This is a genomic window from Pseudomonas sp. B6001 (assembly GCF_013386015.1).
GTDB lineage: Bacteria > Pseudomonadota > Gammaproteobacteria > Pseudomonadales > Pseudomonadaceae > Aquipseudomonas.
On the sequence record NZ_JACAOX010000009.1, the window covers coordinates 1 to 16,990 of the forward strand.

The following is a 16,990-nucleotide window of genomic DNA, read 5'->3' on the forward strand; positions in this document are numbered from 1 at the left end:
CTGTAAGAGCGGAACCAATAGTGGCCGTTACCTAAATAACGGATATGTACCCCGCCCCAAGCCCCCCTCCACAATCAACAGCCTTTAAAAACCCCAGGCCGCTTCTCGATCATCGCCCGTACACCTTCCTTGGCATCCTCACTATTCAGCAGTTTCTCCACCAAAACGGGCAACCCGGCCGCCGCCGCGGTCTCCCCCTCGATCCGTGCCTGACGCGCCGACATCAGCGTGGCCTGCACCCCCAGCGGCGCCTGCTGGGCAATGCGGTTTGCCAGCGCCACCGCCCGGGGCAACAAATCCTCGCTGGCCATCACCTCCTGCACCAACCCCAACCGCAGCGCTTCATGGGCATCAAACTCATCCCCCGTGAGCAACCAGCGCATGGCATTCCCCCACCCCGCGATCTGATGAAAGCGCAACGTCGCGCCCCCAAAAGGAAAAATCCCGCGCTGCACTTCCATCTGCGCAAACCGGGTATTGCTGGCACACAGATTGATATCCGCCGCCAACATCAACTCGATACCAATGGTCAGGCAGTACCCCTGAGCCGCAACAATCACCGGCTTACTGACCCGGGGCCCCGCGAAAACGCCCCACGGATCACAACCACCCAACGGCGGTTGCCAGCCTTGTGCCATCGTGGGCCCCACATTGGCCAGGTCCAATCCGGCGGTAAAGTGATCGCCATGCCCGAAGACAATGGCCACCCGCGCTTCCTCATTGCGATCAAATTCGCCATACGCCAGGCTCAAATCATTGAGCAATTCCAGGTCGAACGCATTGCGCTTGGCCACGCGATCCAGCCCCAGCAACAGGATATGACCCTGCTGTTCACGGCTGACGCGGCTGTTGGTGGCTTGGTTCATGGGGTGTGCCCTCGGGCGCAAAGGGAGGTTTCGGACCGAAGGGCCCGCTGTTAAGGGTGAACCGTTTAAGCGTCATGACCAACAGGGCCGGGCCTTTGAAAAATAGACCCTGCTGCCTGGATGCGCAAAGCCTTTGATGCAGAGGCGTTTACCTGCGGTTTGCGATAAAAAAAGCTCCCTTTTTCAGCGATTTCCGGTATAGTGCGCGCCGGCCTTTAACCGGGCCGCGTTTAGGTAGCGCAATTCCCCGAAGTCAGCTTCGGCTGCACGTCCGCACAGCGGACTCTTCCTTGACGAATCTTTTTCATTCATTCGTTTTCGCAAATCCCCGCCGACAAAGCAGCCAGGGCGACTCTTGAGTCTCAACACGGCATGCGCAGCTTTGGAGCATGGGTCTTTGCGGATGCACTTAGAGGCAGACCCATGACCCAGGAAACCGGCGGCTTCGCCGCTTTTAATCTTAACCCGAACATTCTTGCTGCCGTCATCGCGACTGGCTACGAAGAACCTTCGGCTATTCAGCAGCAATCGATCCCGATCATCATGGCCGGCCAAGACATGATTGGCCAAGCGCAAACCGGTACCGGTAAAACCGCCGCGTTCGCCCTGCCAATCCTGCACTGCATCGATCCTGCCAAGCGCGAGCCGCAAGCCCTGATCCTGGCGCCAACCCGTGAGTTGGCGCTGCAAGTAGCAACCGCTTTCGAAACCTACGCCAAGCAAATGCCGGGCGTTACCGTTGTGGCCGTTTACGGCGGCGCGCCTATGGGCCCACAACTGAAAGCAATCCGTAACGGCGCACAGATCGTTGTCGCCACTCCGGGCCGTCTGTGCGACCACCTGCGTCGCGACGAAAAAGTGCTGTCGACCGTGAACCACCTGGTTCTGGACGAAGCTGACGAAATGCTCAAGCTGGGCTTCATGGACGACCTGGAAGTCATCTTCAAGGCACTGCCAGCAACCCGTCAGACCGTACTGTTCTCGGCTACCCTGCCACAGTCGATCCGTGCCATTGCCGAACGCCATCTGCGCGATCCGCAACACGTGAAGATCCAGACCAAGACTCAGACCGTTACCGCGATCGAACAGGCTCACCTGTTGGTTCACGCTGACCAGAAGACCTCGGCTGTATTGAGCCTGCTGGAAGTCGAAGACTTCGACGCCCTGATCATGTTCGTGCGCACCAAGCAAGCGACCCTGGACCTGGCCAGCGCCCTGGAAGCCAAAGGCTACAAAGCCGCTGCGCTGAACGGTGACATTGCCCAGAACCAGCGTGAGCGCGTGATCGACTCCCTCAAGGATGGCCGTCTGGACATCGTTGTGGCGACCGACGTTGCTGCCCGTGGCCTCGACGTTCCACGTATCACCCACGTGTTCAACGTTGACATGCCTTACGATCCAGAGTCCTACGTTCACCGTATCGGCCGTACCGGCCGTGCCGGTCGCGAAGGTCGTGCATTGTTGCTGGTGACTCCACGTGAGCGCCGCATGCTGCAAGTGATCGAGCGTGTAACCGGTCAGAAAGTTGCCGAAGTCCGCCTGCCGGATGCCCAGGCCGTTCTCGATGCGCGCATCAAGAAACTGACCAACAGCCTGTCGCCACTGGTGGCTGATGCTGAATCGACCCACGGCGACCTGCTGGACCGCCTGACTGCCGATATCGGTTGCACCCCGCGTGCCCTGGCTGCAGCCCTGCTGCGCAAGGCTACCAACGGTCAGGCCCTGACCCTGGCTGCCATCGAGAAAGAACGTCCACTGGTGCCGAACAACGCTCCGCGCGGTGATCGTCCAGAGCGTACTGGCGACCGTCCGGACCGTGGTGATCGTGAGCGTCGTGCTCCGGTTCCATTGGCTGAAGGCCGTGCTCGCTGCCGTACCGCGCTGGGCGCGCGTGATGGCATCGCTGCCAAGAACCTGCTGGGCGCTATCCTCAACGAGGGTGGCCTGGCACGTGAAGCAATCGGTCGCATCCAGGTGCGTGACAGCTTCTCCCTGGTAGAGCTGCCGGAAGATGGTCTGGAGAAACTCCTGACCAAGCTGAAGGACACCCGCGTTGCCGGTAAGCAGTTGAAGCTGCGTCGCTACCGCGAAGATTGATCCGCCCCCGGGCTGATTGATCGAACATAAAAAATCCCCGACTGGTTCGGGGATTTTTTTTGCCTGCAATCAGGCGAAACGGTAGATGTCCATGCCCAGCGCGCCCATGGTGAAGCCTTGGTGGGCTGCGCTGAATTCACCGCCGGCGCCCCGGGCGAAATACAGCGGCAGCAAATGCTCGTCGCTGGGGTGGCTGCGCACGGCATGAGGTGCCTGGCGACGATAGTCGTGCAGCGCGGCTTCATCGTTGGCTGCCAGTTTGCTGACCATCCAATCGCGAAAATCCCGCGCCCAGGGCTCGATGCTCTCCGGCCCGGCCTGCCAGTCCAGTTCGCCGAGATTGTGGGTAATGCTGCCGGAACCGATCAGCAGCACGCCCTGTTCCCGCAGGCTCGCCAGTGCGTGGCCGACACGGGTTTGCAGGGCAGGGCCCATGCGGCTTGGCAGCGATACCTGCACCACCGGGATATCGGCCGCCGGGTACATCAGCGACAGGGGCACCCAGGTGCCGTGGTCGAAGGGGCGCTGATCATCAATGCGCGCTTCCAGGCCGTCAGCCTTGAGCAACTGCACGATTTGGGCGGCCAACTGCGGGTCACCGGGTGCCGGGTACTGCACCGCGAACAGTTCCCGTGGGAAGCCGCCAAAGTCGTGCCAGGTCTCTGGTGCGGCGCTGCCAGTCACGAGCAGCCCCTGGCTTTCCCAGTGCGCCGAGACCACCACAATGGCCTTGGGGCGTGGCAGCTCGGCTGCCAGGCGCTTGAGTGCCGGGCCACTGGCACCGGGTTGCAGGGCAAGCATGGGCGAACCGTGGGAGATAAACAGGCTGGGCAGCATGAGTAGGGTCCTGAGGGTTAAGATGGGACCATCTTCAATCAGATCATTGATCTAAATCTAATATAAGTTTTAGCGCTATTTGATCAAGTTTTAGGGTGAATCATGGAACCTGGATTTTGGCATGAGCGTTGGGCGCGCAATCAGACGGGTTTCCACTTGCCCGAAGTGAATCCTTACCTGCTGCGTCACTGGCCCGGTCTGGGTGTGGCGAGCGGGGCGCAGGTGCTGGTGCCGTTGTGCGGCAAGAGCCTGGACCTGGTGTGGCTGGCGAGCATCGGGCATCGGGTGATCGGGGTCGAGTTGTCGGAAAAGGCCGTTGAAGAGTTTTTCAGCGAGCAGGAGCTGATGCCGCAGGTCAGCCAGCGCGGCGCTTTCAAAGTTTTCCAGGCGGGTTCCATCGAGCTGTGGTGCGGGGACTTCTTCGCCCTGGATGCCGGGGCCGTGGTTGGTTGCACAGCGCTTTACGACCGGGCGGCGCTGATTGCCCTGCCACCGTTGATGCGCGAGCAGTATGCGGCGCACTTGAATGGGATTCTGGCGGGAGGCAGTCGTGGCCTGTTGATCACCCTCGACTATGAACAGTCGCAGAAGGCCGGCCCGCCGTTCGCGGTGAGCGATGAGGAAGTGCAATTGCTCCTGGGCGGCCGGTGGAGCCTGGATGTGCTGCAGGAGCAGGACATCCTGGGGGACAGCTGGAAGTTTGTTCAGGACGGCGTCACGCGCCTGGACGAGCGGGTGTACCGGTTGGCCAGGCGCTGAAGAGCGCCCACAAAAAAGGGGCGATTGAATCGCCCCTTCTTCTTGTCGCTATCAGCCGCGACGACGCAGTGCGTCAATTCGCTCTTCCAGTGGCGGGTGGCTCATGAACAGGCGAGCCATGCCCTGCTTGATGCCACCGTTGATGCCAAAGGCGGTCAGGGTGTTCGGCATGTGCACCGGCAAGCCCTGTTCGGAGCGCAGGTGCTGCAGGGCGCTGATCATCGCGCCGGTACCGGCCAGGCGTGCGCCGGCTTCGTCTGCGCGGAATTCCCGTTTGCGCGAGAACCACATCACGATCGAGCTGGCGAGGAAGCCCAGTACCAGTTCGGCGAAGATGGTCGCCACGTAGTAGGCCATGCCCTGGCCTTGTTCGTTCTTGAAGATCACCTTGTCGACGAAGTTGCCGATGATCCGCGCGAAGAACATCACGAAGGTGTTCACCACGCCCTGGACCAGCGCCAGGGTGACCATGTCACCGTTGGCCACGTGGCCGATCTCGTGGGCCAGCACCGCCTTGATTTCGTCGGGCGAGAACCGCTCCAGCAAGCCCTGGCTGACGGCCACAAGGGCGTCGTTCTTGTTCCAGCCGGTAGCAAAGGCGTTTGCTTCATAGGCCGGGAAGATCCCGACTTCAGGCATCTTGATCCCGGCTTCGCGGGACAGTTGCTCGACGGTCTGCAGCAGCCATTGCTCATGACGGGTGCGTGGCTGGGTAATGATCTGGGTGCTGGTGCTCATCTTCGCCATCCACTTGGAGATGAACAGCGAGAAAATCGACCCGGCAAAACCAAAGACCGCACAGAAGATCAGCAGCTGATTGAGGTTCAGATCAACCCCGTTGGCCGCCATGATCCCATTGAAGCCGAAAAGGCTCAGCGTGATGCTGGCAATCAGCACGACCGCCAGGTTAGTGGCCAAGAACAGCAGAATGCGCATCATGGTTGTAGAATTCTCCTCATGCTTAATATGTCGCGTACTGCGGGGTATATAAGGTGCGGCATGGGGCTATTCAACCGGGGGACTATTTCAAACTGTGTCCTACAGCCTGAATGTAGAGCCTTGAAGGGAATTTCCGAGGCCTGGTGTGGCTCGGCAGCCTCGCCCCATTACCTTGCAGCCCTGTAATTATAGGGTGATGCCCGAGCAAGGGTGGAGCCGGCAGGTGTAAAAGGCGATACCGCCCACGCAGGGCAGAGAAGTGTTGCCAGATAATCGCTGTACGACCACGGGGGGGGCCGTACAGCGCAATGCCCATTACTGGCGATAGGACTTCAGGAAGTTGCCGATGCGACCAATGGCCATCTCCAGGTCATCCACCCGCGGCAGGGTGACCACCCGGAAGTGATCCGGCCACGGCCAGTTGAACGCCGTACCCTGGACCACCAGCAGCTTTTCCGACAGCAGCAGGTCGAGCACGAACTTCTCGTCGTTGAGGATCGGGCACACTTTCGGGTCGATCCGCGGGAACGCATACAGCGCCCCCATCGGCTTGACGCAACTGACGCCGGGAATCGCGTTCAGCAGTTCCCAGGTGCGGTTGCGCTGCTCCAGCAGGCGGCCTTGTGGCAGCACCAGGTCGTTGATGCTCTGGTAGCCGCCCAGGGCGGTCTGGATGGCGTGCTGGCTCGGCACGTTGGCACACAGGCGCATGTTGGCCAGCATGTCGATGCCCTCGATGTAGCTCTGGGCATTGTGCTTGGGGCCGGAAATGGCGATCCAGCCGGAACGGAAGCCCGCCACCCGGTAGGATTTAGACAGCCCGTTGAAGGTCAGGCACAACAGGTCCGGCGCCAGGGAGGCGGTGCAGATGTGCACGGCGTCGTCGTAGAGGATCTTGTCGTAGATCTCATCGGAAAACACCACCAGGTTGTGCTGGCGCGCGAGTTCGAGCATGCCCAGCAACACTTCCCTGGAGTAGACGGCGCCGGTGGGGTTGTTCGGGTTGATGATCACCAGGGCCTTGGTGTTCGGGGTGATCTTGGCCTTGATGTCGGCCAGGTCCGGGAACCAGTCGGCGCCTTCGTCACACAGGTAATGCACCGGATGGCCACCGGCCAGGGTTACGGCGGCGGTCCACAGCGGGTAGTCGGGAGCCGGAACCAGCACTTCGTCGCCGTTGTTGAGCAGGGCCTGCATGGACATGACGATCAGCTCGGACACGCCGTTGCCCAGGTAGATGTCTTCGATGCCGACACCTTCAACCTGCTTCTGCTGGTAGTACTGCATGACGGCCTTGCGCGCGCTGAACAGGCCTTTGGAGTCGCTGTAGCCTTGTGCGGTAGGCAGGTTGCGGATCACGTCCTGGAGGATTTCGTCCGGCGCTTCGAAACCAAAGGGTGCCGGGTTGCCAATGTTCAGCTTGAGGATGCGATGGCCTTCCTCTTCCAGGCGTTTGGCGTGCTTGAGCACCGGGCCGCGAATGTCGTAGCAGACGTTGGCGAGCTTGTTCGATTTGCTGACCTGCATGGCGATGTGATCCTGAAAATGAACGATCCAGACGGTGTGGAGACTACCGTGCTGAGAATCCTGCGTTGGCCTGACCCATAAATACGTTTGAATGCCGGTAACGCGGGTGCCAGACTGGCGCTTTGAAGAGGCGCAATCATACGTGCCGCCTGATCCATGGAAAAGACACAGATCAGGCTTTTTCAGTTGCCGAGGTGTACCGATGGAAAAGTTGCAGAAAACCGTTGAAGAATGGAAAGCCATGCTCGACCCGGAGCAGTACAACGTGTGCCGCCTCAAAGGCACCGAGCGACCGTTCAGCGGCAAGTACAACGGCACCAAGACCGACGGCGTCTACCACTGCATCTGCTGCAATGAGCCGCTGTTCGATTCCAGGGCCAAGTTTGACTCCGGCTGCGGCTGGCCCAGCTTCTACGAGCCGATCGCCGAGCAGGCCATGGTCGAGATTCGGGATATCAGCCACGGCATGATCCGTACCGAAGTCACCTGCGCCAAATGCGATGCGCACCTGGGCCACGTGTTCCCGGACGGACCGCCGCCGACCGGTTTGCGTTACTGCATCAACTCGGTGTGCCTGGACCTGGTACCGCGCTGAGCCGTCAAGCTCCTGCGGGCTTCGTGCCCGCAGGGGCCGTTATATCAAGGCATAAGTCCCGCCAATTAAATTGCACACAATTGAATTGCCTACTATCGTTCAGTCCTTCTTATCTCTGTAGAGGCACTGCCATGAGCGACAACCTGCTGAGCATCCCTTGCACCACCATCAAGGGTGAGCAAAAGACCTTGGCCGATTTCGCCGGCAAGGCGATTCTGGTGGTCAACACTGCCAGCAAGTGCGGCTTCACCCCGCAATACAAGGGGCTTGAGGAGCTCTGGCAGCATTACAAGGACCAGGGCCTGGTGGTATTGGGCTTTCCCTGCAACCAGTTCGGCAAGCAGGAGCCGGGCAACGAAGGCGCCATTTCGGAGTTTTGCGAGCTGAACTTTGGTGTCAGTTTCCCGCTGTTCAAGAAGATTGACGTCAACGGCAGCGATGCCCACCCATTGTTCGTACAGCTCAAAAAGCAGGCCCCGGGATTGCTGGGCTCCAAGGGCATCAAGTGGAACTTCACCAAGTTCCTGATCGGTCGCGACGGCCAGGTGGTCAAGCGCTTCGCCCCGACCACCAAGCCCCAGGACCTGACCCAAGAGATCGAAGCCCTGCTCAAATGACCGACCTGTCCCTGGCCCTCGACGACCAACTGTGCTTCAAGCTCTACGCCGCCTCCCGCGCGGTCACCCGGGCCTACAAGCCGATGCTCGATCAGTTGGGCCTGACCTATCCGCAATACCTGGTGATGCTGGTGCTGTGGGAATGGCAGGCCGCAGCGGTGTCGCAGCCTACGGTCAAGGCCCTGGGCGAGCGCCTGCTGCTGGATTCCGGCACGCTGACGCCACTGCTCAAGCGCCTGGAGCAGCTTGCCCTGGTGCGGCGTCAGCGCAGTGCGCTGGATGAGCGTGAAGTGCACCTGAGCCTGACCGATGAAGGCCGGCACCTGCGCGACCGGGTGCAGCCGCTGAAGGCCCGCCTGTTGTGTGACAGCGGCGTTGACCTGAACCAGGCCGATGCCTTGCGTGACGGTCTGGATCAGCTGTTGCGCCAGGTCAAAGACTTGTCGTAGTCGGCACCCACAGATCGAGCAAGGCCTTGAGTTCTTCCCGGCGAAACGGCTTGGCCAGGTAATCGTTCATGCCCGCAGCCCGGCAGCGCTCGCGTTCCTCGGACATGGCATTGGCCGTCAAGGCGACGATCGGCAAGTCCGGCCAGCGCCCGCTGCGGCGGATCTGCCGACTGGCCTCATAGCCATCCATCACCGGCATATTGCAGTCCATCAACACCATGTCGAAGCCTTGCTCTTCCAGCAGCTTGAGGGCTTCACCACCGTGGGCGGCGACGATTACCTCGCACCCGAGCTTGCCGAGCATGCCCTTGGCCACCAGTTGATTGACCGGGTTGTCCTCCACCAGCAGGATGCGCGCCCGGTGGGCGAGGGGGCCGGTTTCCAGCTGGATCAGGTCCAGGACCAGGTCCGGATCGGTGCGCAAGTTGCGTTGCAGGACCTGGTACAGCGCGGTGCGGCTCAGGGGGCGGGCCTGTTGCTGCAAGGGGGCCAGGGCCGCGACTTCTTCGCTGGGCATGAAGTTGCCGTAGGCGGTTACCACCAGGATCGGGGCGGTGATCATCGGGCGCAGGCGGAACAGGCATTCGGGGCAGTCGGTGATCAGCAGGTCGGGATTCTGCCCGCTCAAGTCATCGTCGATGGAATAACAGCGCGGAGCCAGGCCCCAACTCGGCAGCAGGCTGGTGAGGAGTTCTGCCAGCCCGCTGCTGGTGCTGGTGATGGCGATTACATCTCCAGCCAAAGGCGCCAGGCGCACCGCCGGCAAGTGGGTCGGCAAGGGCAGGTCGGCACAGAACTGGCTGCCAAAGCCAGCTTCCGAGCTGATGCTCAGGCGGCCCTTCATGGCTTCGCACAGGTTGTGGGTCAGCGCCAGGCCGAGGCCTGTCCCGCCGAACTGGCGGGTGATGCCCGCACCGGCTTGGGTGAACGGCTGGAAAATCTTGACCTGGGCATCCTGGGCGATCCCGATACCGGTGTCGCACACCTCGATCCTGATTCGGCCGGCCTGGGCACTGAGGCGTACATCCACCCGGCCGAAACGCGTGAACTTCAGGGCGTTGGACAGCAAATTGCTGACAATCTGCCGTACCCGCGTCGGGTCGCCCAGCACCTGGGCGGGAAACTGCGGGTCGATCAGGCACGTCAGCTCCACGCTGGGCGCGGCGTTTTGCGAGAGCAGGTTGGCGGTGTCTTCCACCAGTGAACCGAGGTCGAACGGGATGCTTTCCAGTTCCAGTTGGCCGGCGTCGAACTTCGACAGGTCGAGGATATCGTTGAGTAGCTCCACCAGTACTTTGCCGGAGTCATGGGCGATCGACAGTTGCTGGCGTTGCTCGGCGTTCAGCGGGCTGTCGAGGGAGAGGGCGATCATCCCCAGCAGGCCGTTCAGCGGTGTACGGATTTCATGGCTCATGTTGGCCAGGAACGCCGCCCGTGCCTGGGCCATGCCCAGGGCCGTCATCTTCGCCGCTTCCAGCTCGTCGTTCGACAGCGTCAGCCGATGATTGATCGCCTTGAGCTCGGTGGTGCGGGCGGAGACGATGTCTTCCAGTTGGCCGAGGTATTCGGTCAGGCGATTTTCAGCATGCCGGCGTTGCTGGATTTCAGTCTCCATGTTTTCAAACTGTTGGTTGGCAACGTTGACCAGTACGCCGATTTCGTCGTGCTCGTGCCCCGGCGGGCAGTCCAGGCGCTCGTGCTTGCGTGAGCTCAGCTCGCGGATAATGCGCACCAGCGGCTTGGTCAGCATCACGTAGAAAAGCGCCAACAGAATGCCGGTGAGGATCAGGCTGCGGGCGAAGCCGTTGAGCAGGGTGATCTCGGCGCGGTGCAGGAAGCGGCTGCCGAACGCGTAGGTGTCTACGTCAAGACGCAGTACACCGAGGGAATCGTTGGGCATGTGGGCGAGGTAGAGCCGATCTTCGAATTGGCGGTTGGCGCCAAACAGGAAGTCGCTGATGGGCCGGTAGGTGCTTTCCTTGCGCGGGCGATGGACATCGGCCAGCACCAAACCGTTGTTGTCGATCAGTTGTGCATGGGTGATGGCGGGGGAGTGCAGCAGGCCCAGCGTCAGTTCCTGGGCCAGCTCGGCGTCGATGTTGTAGGCGATGCGCGAAGCCGGGTTATGGCTGATTTCAATCAGCGCACGTATTTCCCGGTTGATGGAAGCGTCTTCGCTGGCATAATCAATCCCAATCTGTATCAGGCTGAGCAAGGTTCCCAAGACGAATCCGACCAGCACTGTCAGTCTGGCTTGTTTATAAGACAAGCGGTGGGCGAACTTGATATCCATCGGGTGCTGTACCACTTTACGTTTCCTTTCGCCCGGCAAGCATAGCTGAACATCCACAGGCTCAAACTTGCCCGGCATGAATCGATTTTATTCGGTGCAGCCCTGCACGGTCTGCCTCAGGGTTGCCAATACGCCATCTTTTACAAGAACTTGCCAGAGGAATAGTCGTGGATTCTCGATTGAATGCCTTTCTTGAGCGTGCCGACGCGGTACTGGCTCGCCTGGAGCCCTTGTTGCCTGCCCCGCGCGAAGCCGTTGACTGGAACCATTGCCTGGCTGCCCGTTGGCAGCGCGAAGGTCGCAGCGGCTTTTTATTGCCACTGGAAGTCAGCCTGGATATGCGCCTGTCCGACCTGATCGGCGTGGATAAACAGCGCGAACAATTGGCACGTAACACCCAACAGTTTCTCGACGGCCTGCCGGCCAACCATGCGCTGCTCTGGGGCTCGCGCGGCACCGGTAAATCGTCCATGGTGCGCGCCTTGCTGGCCCAGCACGCCAAGGCCGGGCTGCGCCTGATCGAAATCGAGCGCGATCACCTGGCGGACTTGCCGCGGGTGGTCGAGCAACTGATCAAATTGCCACAACGCTTTGTGTTGTTCTGCGATGACCTGTCTTTCGAAGCCGGCGAGAGCGATTATCGTGTACTCAAGAGCGTACTCGACGGCTCCCTGGAGCAGGCGCCGGAAAACGTCCTGTTGTATGCCACCTCCAACCGTCGTCACCTGGTGCCCGAGAACCAGAGCGATAACGAGAACTGGAAGACCATAGACGGCGAGCTGCATCCCAACGAAGCGGTGGAGGACAAGATTGCCCTGTCTGACCGTTTCGGTTTGTGGCTGTCGTTTTACCCGTTCAATCAGGAGCACTTCCTGGATGTGGTCGAGCACTGGATCGGCGAGTTGGCGAGTAAGGCCGGTCTGCAGTGGCAACGCGATGAAGAGTTGGACATCCTCGCCGTGCGCTGGGCCACCGGGCGCGGTAATCGCAACGGCCGTTGTGCCTATCAGTTCGCCCGCTACTGGGTGGGCCTCAAGTTGTTGGAGCGTCAACCATGATTGATTTGCAACAGGCTGGAACCGGCCTCGATGGCTACGCCATGCTGCATGCGCAGCTGGAATCGCTGTTGGCGGATGAGCGGGATTTCATTGCCAATGCCGCGCAGTTTTCTGCGTTCCTGTTCAACCAGCTGGATGATTTGAACTGGGCAGGCTTCTACCTCAACCGCAATGAAGAGCTGGTGCTCGGGCCGTTCCAGGGGCAGATCGCCTGTGTGCGCATTCCGTTTGGTCGCGGTGTGTGCGGCGCGGCAGCGGCCTCGCGGCAAACCCAGCGGGTGGAAGACGTGCATGCATTCCCGGGGCATATCGCCTGTGACAGTGCGTCCAACAGCGAGTTGGTCGTCCCGTTGGTCAAGGACGGGCGCTTGATTGGTGTGCTGGATTTGGACAGCCCATCGCTGTCGCGGTTTACCCCGCAGGATCAGGCCGGCATCGAGCAGTTGGCGGCGATTTTCCTGCGGTTGACCGATTGTTGATGGGGTGAGTCTCCTGCAGGAGCGAGCAAGCTCGCTCCTGCAGACTATCGACAGTCCAGCACGTCCAGTTGCATCTGCAGCATCCTTTCCAGCTCAAGCATGGATTTCTCTATTGCCTTGATGCCCGCCTCGATAACGTGTGGTGTCTCGCGTTCGCCACACGCCTGCTCCAACGCTTCGCATTGTCCGGACAAGGTATCGGCCTGGATGATCCGGGCGGCGCCTTTGATCTTGTGGGCCTGGTCGATCAGGTCGCCGGGCGCGGCTTGCCGTGCCAGCATGGCCATCAGCTCGACCCGATCATTCCGGCTGCTGCTGAGCAACTCCTCGAGCAAACGCCGGCTCAACTGTGGGTCACCGCCCGTCATCGCGTCCAGGCTTTGCAGGGTAAACACGTTGCGGGTGGGCAGCGGATCGACCTGCGCCAGGTGCTGTTCCAGCGCAGTAAGACTGATGGGTTTGAACAGGCAGTCATTCATGCCGGCGTCAAAGCAGCGTTGTTTCTCCTCGGGCTGCGCGTTGGCGGTGAAGCCGAGTATCACGCACGGGGTTTTCTGCTCGCGCTCCTCATACTCGCGAATGGAGTGACTCAATTCGTAGCCGTTCATGATCGGCATATTGCAGTCGGCAATGACCAGGTCGAAGTGTTCCTGGCGCCAGGCCTGGAACCCCGCAGCACCATGATGGGCCGCGGTGAACTGATGCCCCAGGAAACCCAGTTGCTGGCACATCAGCAAGCGGTTGGCCGGATGGTCATCCACCACCAGCACGTTGAGCACTGGCGCCGGCGTGGCCGCGGCCGGTTCGAGCTTGTCTACGGCCTTGACCGGCGGCAGGCTAGTCATCTTCAGGCTGACGTGGACCTGGGTGCCTACCATGGGCACGCTGCTCAGGCTCAATTGCCCGCCCATCATGGCGCACAGGCTGCGACAGATCACCAGGCCCAGGCCGGCGCCGCTCCTGGCCAGGTGCCCGGAGTTGTCGGCCTGGGCGAACGGCTCGAACAGGCGTAGCTGGTCTTCGCGATTGATCCCGATGCCGGTGTCCTCCACTACCAGTTTCATCTCGATCTGTTGAGGTTGCCCGGTCGCCTTCAGCTGCACCTTGATCTTCACCTGCCCGCGTTCAGTGAACTTGATCGCATTGCTCACCAGGTTCGAGAGCACCTGCTTGAACCGCAGAGGGTCGATCAGTACGTCGGTATCCTCGACATCGGGGGTGAACTCCAGCACCAGGCTCAGGGTTTTCTGGCGCGCCAGGCCATCGAACACGCGGACCACCGACTCGATGACTTCGCGCAGGTTGACCCGCTCCGGGGCCAGGCTCAATCGACCGGACTCGATACGTGCAATGTCCAGAATGTCGCCGATCAACTCCAGCAGGTCCTTGGCCGAGTTGTAGGCGACCTCGATCGCAGGGCGATCAAGATGACCCTGATCGGCGCGCTTGAGTGTCAATTCCAGCATGCCAATGACGGCGTTCATCGGCGTGCGGATTTCGTGGCTCATGGTGGCCAGGAACGTGCTTTTCGCGCGATTGGCCTCGTCGGCGCGTTCCTTGGCGGCGCGCAACTCGTCGAACAACTGGCGCCGTTCGCTGATATCGATCCAGCCGCCAATGATGCCCTGGACCTCGCCCACGGAGTCGCGGTAGGGGAGGATCCAGTGGTAGATCGTGAGTTTTTTCCCGTGCACGTGCAAGGTGCGATCAAGGATCAACGGTTTGCCCTCGGCCACTACCCGCTGGTAGTCGGCATGGTACTGCGCCGCCTCCGTCTCAAGGGCCATGCTCATCTGCGTGATGCTTTTGCCGATGACGTCTTCACGCTTGATGTCGAACGTCTGCAGGTAGCTGTCGTTGCAGGTCTGCAGATAGCCGTTGTGGTCGCGTACGTAGATCGGATGGGGCGTTTCATTGACCAGCGCCCGCATGAACTCGAACTGGTCGTTAAGGGCGCGCTCGGCCAGTTTTCGGTGCTTGATCTGGCGCTGCAGGTAGCCGTTCCAGGCCAGGGAAATCAACAGCAGCAGCCCGGTGCCGATGATGATCTGGGCAATCAGGCGATGGTAATTGCGCCAGTAGCCATCGGACGCTGCGTTGTAGCCGCGCCAGCGGCTGTTGATCGCCGCCATCTCATCCGGGGCGATACTCAGCAGTGCCTTGTCCAGGATCGAACTCAGCTCCGTGGCGTGTCGGGACGTCGCCAGGGCAAACGTCGCAGGCAACGTGCCGATGCTGGAACTGATCTGCAGTTTGTCCTGGAATGCCGGAGAAGAAAGCAGGTAGTTGGCGATCACCAAAGGGTTCACTGCGCCCTCGACTTGCCCCTGTGCCAGCAATTCCGATGCCTTGAAGGTATCCCCGGTTTCCACCAGGTTTATCTGGGCAAATGCCTGCTGCAGGAATTTTTCCAGCTGATTGCCCTGGGTAATCGCCAGGCGCTTGCCGGCCAGTTCTTGAAGGCTTGTGGGCGCGCCCGGCTCTTTACGGGTCAATAATACGTAGGAGTTTTCCAGGTAGGGGCGGCTGAAGTTCAACTGGGACTCGCGCCCGGTACTGGGGGTAATTGCGCCGATGATGTCGGCTGCGCCGGTCTGCACCAGTTCCATCATGTTGGCGACGTCACGCACGTGTTGAATCTCGAAGCGCAGGCCGGTTCGCAGGCGGATCAGCTCCAGCACGTCGGCGGTGACGCCCCGGAACTTGCCGTCGGTATCGAAGAACGTCAGGGGGGCGAGGGTTTCATTGACCACCACCTTCACCACGGGGTTGTCCTTGAGCCAGCGCTCTTCGCGCAGGCTCAGTTGCAGCTTGCGGTCGGTCAGCAGAATGTCGCTGCCCGCACTCCAGCGCTTGGCGATGCTGTCACGTTCATAGGTTGATACGCCATCGAGCACTGAGTCGATGATACTCAGGAGAATGGGTTGATCCTTGCGCAAGGCGAAGCTGAACCCGTGGGCCTCGTGCTTGCCGAAGTTGGCCATGCGGATATTTTTCAGGTAGCCCTTGTTGATCATGTAGTGAGTGGAAATGGTGTCGCCCAGGAATACGTCAGCCTGGTCGAATGCCACGGCATTCAAGGCATTTTGATAGGACGGGTAGGCGTGGATGGTCGCCTTGGGGTACAGCGCCTGCACTTCGTCCATGGGCAGGTAATGGTAGACAAGACTCAGGCGCAGGCCGGCCAGGCCGGCCAGGCCGTCGCCAAGGTCGCGGTTCTCACCTTCACGGGTCACCAGTACCGGCTGATCCACTGCGTAGGGCAGTGACAGCACGATGTCGGGATTCGCCGCTTCAAAACCGTTGGCAGACCCCAGAAAATCGATTTCGCCGTTTGCCAGCGCCTGGATCGCGGCTTCACGGGAGGAGTAGCGCAACACGGTGAGCGGTATCGCCAGTGTCCTGGCCAGCAGCCCGGCGTAATCGGCAGTCAGCCCTTCATAATCACGCCCGCTGGAGGTGATGTCGAAGGGCGGATAGTCGGGTGCAGAGGTGCCCAGTATCAGTTCCCGTTTGTTCTGCAGCCACTGGCGCTGTGTCTTGTTCAGGGGTGTGTCCAGTTGAACGGCACCGGCACGCCCCAGCAGGGCATATTGCTCGGGAACAGTTTGTTCGGCAGGCACGGAAGTGCTGAGGCACACCCCGATACTCAATATGATTAGATAGTCCTTTAATCGCCTGGGCATCCGATTTCTCACACTAGCGCGTTACGTTTTGCCATCTCGATAAGTTCTACCAAGGATTTGGCTTTCAGTTTTTGCATGAGCCTTTTTTTGTAAGTGCTGACGGTCTTGTTGCTGAGAAACATGCCCTTGGCGATTTCCTTGTTTGTCCGGCCTTGGGCAAAAAGTTGTAATACCATGAGTTCACGATCGTTGACGACTTTGAACAGTTCAAGCTCTTCATTGTTATCCGTTTCGTTAGTGCTGCCGTTAAGGGCCTGGCTCGGGAAGTAGTTGTAACCTGACAAGACCGCCCTGATGGCACTGAGCAGTTCGCTCAAGTCACCTTCCTTGCACACATAGCCATCCGCGCCGGAGCGCATGCACCGGGTAGCAAAGAGCTTGGGGGTCTGGGCAGTGAGTATTAACGTCTTGGTCGGCGTACTCATTGCGTTGAACCGGCACAGCACTTCCAGGCCATCGAGTTTCGGAATGCCGATATCAAGGATAATCAGGTCAGGCTGACACTCCTTGACCATTTGTATCGCATCACAACCGTTATCGGCTTCTCCCACTACTTTATAGCCTTCGTGTTCTAACAACATCCGAATGGCAAGTCGGATGACGGGGTGGTCGTCAATAATAAAAACTGAGTTCATGATCAAATTCCATACAGGCGCAAATAAAGTCGGCACATTAGCTCACATGGCAATGAAGGAGGATGAACTTGATGTGGAACAAACGTAAAACAAGAATAATCCTACATCAAAAAAAGCAAGGGATTACGCTCTGTGAGGTGTTTGTTGTTTGGG

At 60.0% G+C, this 16,990-nt stretch carries 14 protein-coding genes; 7 read left to right on the top strand and 7 right to left on the bottom strand.

Translation table 11 applies throughout. The annotated features are described in order from the left end of the window. Nucleotides 1-74 precede the first annotated feature (74 nt). Nucleotides 75-866 (bottom strand): crotonase/enoyl-CoA hydratase family protein, encoded by a 792-nt coding sequence (locus HX821_RS10820; protein ID WP_177035732.1) that lies wholly within the window; start codon nt 864-866, stop codon nt 75-77. A 423-nt stretch (nt 867-1,289) separates the two neighbouring features. On the opposite strand from HX821_RS10820, the gene HX821_RS10825 reads away from it, so the two are divergent. Next, entirely contained in the window at nt 1,290-2,963 is a 1,674-nt protein-coding gene (locus tag HX821_RS10825) for a DEAD/DEAH box helicase (RefSeq protein WP_003209050.1), read from the top strand. A 69-nt stretch (nt 2,964-3,032) separates the two neighbouring features. Here the strand turns inward: HX821_RS10825 and HX821_RS10830 are convergent, their stop codons facing one another. Continuing rightward, nucleotides 3,033-3,800 (bottom strand): class III extradiol ring-cleavage dioxygenase, encoded by a 768-nt coding sequence (locus HX821_RS10830; protein WP_102368447.1) that lies wholly within the window; start codon nt 3,798-3,800, stop codon nt 3,033-3,035. A 102-nt stretch (nt 3,801-3,902) separates the two neighbouring features. On the opposite strand from HX821_RS10830, the gene HX821_RS10835 reads away from it, so the two are divergent. Next, on the top strand, nt 3,903-4,559 hold the full coding sequence (locus HX821_RS10835; protein WP_177035733.1) for a thiopurine S-methyltransferase: 657 nt from the start codon (nt 3,903-3,905) through the stop codon (nt 4,557-4,559). A 51-nt stretch (nt 4,560-4,610) separates the two neighbouring features. On the opposite strand, the gene htpX is transcribed toward HX821_RS10835, so the two are convergent. Together htpX and HX821_RS10845 are read right to left on the bottom strand one after the other, a co-directional pair. Then, a complete protein-coding gene (gene htpX, locus HX821_RS10840; protein WP_003209055.1) occupies nt 4,611-5,498 on the bottom strand; it encodes a protease HtpX in 888 nt (295 codons plus the stop codon). 315 nt (nt 5,499-5,813) lie between these two features. Continuing rightward, a complete protein-coding gene (locus tag HX821_RS10845) occupies nt 5,814-7,025 on the bottom strand; it encodes a pyridoxal phosphate-dependent aminotransferase (RefSeq protein ID WP_003209058.1) in 1,212 nt (403 codons plus the stop codon). A gap of 202 nt (nt 7,026-7,227) precedes the next feature. Between HX821_RS10845 and msrB the strand changes: the two genes are divergently transcribed. The 3 genes from msrB to HX821_RS10860 all read left to right on the top strand — a co-directional run bounded on the left by msrB (nt 7,228) and on the right by HX821_RS10860 (nt 8,686). Further along, a complete protein-coding gene (gene msrB / locus HX821_RS10850; protein ID WP_087694771.1) occupies nt 7,228-7,620 on the top strand; it encodes a peptide-methionine (R)-S-oxide reductase MsrB in 393 nt (130 codons plus the stop codon). Between the two features lie 131 nt (nt 7,621-7,751). Beyond that, nucleotides 7,752-8,237: a glutathione peroxidase gene (locus HX821_RS10855; RefSeq protein WP_003209061.1), complete on the top strand. Its 486-nt coding sequence runs from the start codon at nt 7,752-7,754 to the stop codon at nt 8,235-8,237. Further along, the gene (locus HX821_RS10860; RefSeq protein WP_008432153.1) at nt 8,234-8,686 is read left to right on the top strand and encodes a MarR family winged helix-turn-helix transcriptional regulator; all 453 of its coding nucleotides are present in this window, start codon (nt 8,234-8,236) and stop codon (nt 8,684-8,686) included. Before HX821_RS10855 ends, HX821_RS10860 begins: the two co-directional genes overlap by 4 nt. On the opposite strand, the gene HX821_RS10865 is transcribed toward HX821_RS10860, so the two are convergent. Next, nucleotides 8,670-10,979, bottom strand: coding sequence for a response regulator (locus HX821_RS10865; RefSeq protein ID WP_177035734.1), 2,310 nt, complete (start codon nt 10,977-10,979; stop codon nt 8,670-8,672). The genes HX821_RS10860 and HX821_RS10865 overlap by 17 nt on opposite strands. A gap of 167 nt (nt 10,980-11,146) precedes the next feature. On the opposite strand from HX821_RS10865, the gene HX821_RS10870 reads away from it, so the two are divergent. Together HX821_RS10870 and HX821_RS10875 are read left to right on the top strand one after the other, a co-directional pair. Further along, nucleotides 11,147-12,037, top strand: coding sequence for an ATP-binding protein (locus HX821_RS10870; protein ID WP_003209065.1), 891 nt, complete (start codon nt 11,147-11,149; stop codon nt 12,035-12,037). Further along, the gene (locus HX821_RS10875) at nt 12,034-12,516 is read left to right on the top strand and encodes a GAF domain-containing protein (RefSeq protein ID WP_003209067.1); all 483 of its coding nucleotides are present in this window, start codon (nt 12,034-12,036) and stop codon (nt 12,514-12,516) included. Before HX821_RS10870 ends, HX821_RS10875 begins: the two co-directional genes overlap by 4 nt. A gap of 44 nt (nt 12,517-12,560) precedes the next feature. On the opposite strand, the gene HX821_RS10880 is transcribed toward HX821_RS10875, so the two are convergent. Together HX821_RS10880 and HX821_RS10885 are read right to left on the bottom strand one after the other, a co-directional pair. Continuing rightward, nucleotides 12,561-16,202 (bottom strand): transporter substrate-binding domain-containing protein, encoded by a 3,642-nt coding sequence (locus HX821_RS10880; protein WP_177035735.1) that lies wholly within the window; start codon nt 16,200-16,202, stop codon nt 12,561-12,563. 8 nt (nt 16,203-16,210) lie between these two features. Beyond that, complete coding sequence (locus HX821_RS10885; protein WP_003209072.1) at nt 16,211-16,837, bottom strand: response regulator transcription factor; 627 nt, start codon at nt 16,835-16,837, stop codon at nt 16,211-16,213. Between the last annotated feature and the right edge of the window lie 153 nt (nt 16,838-16,990).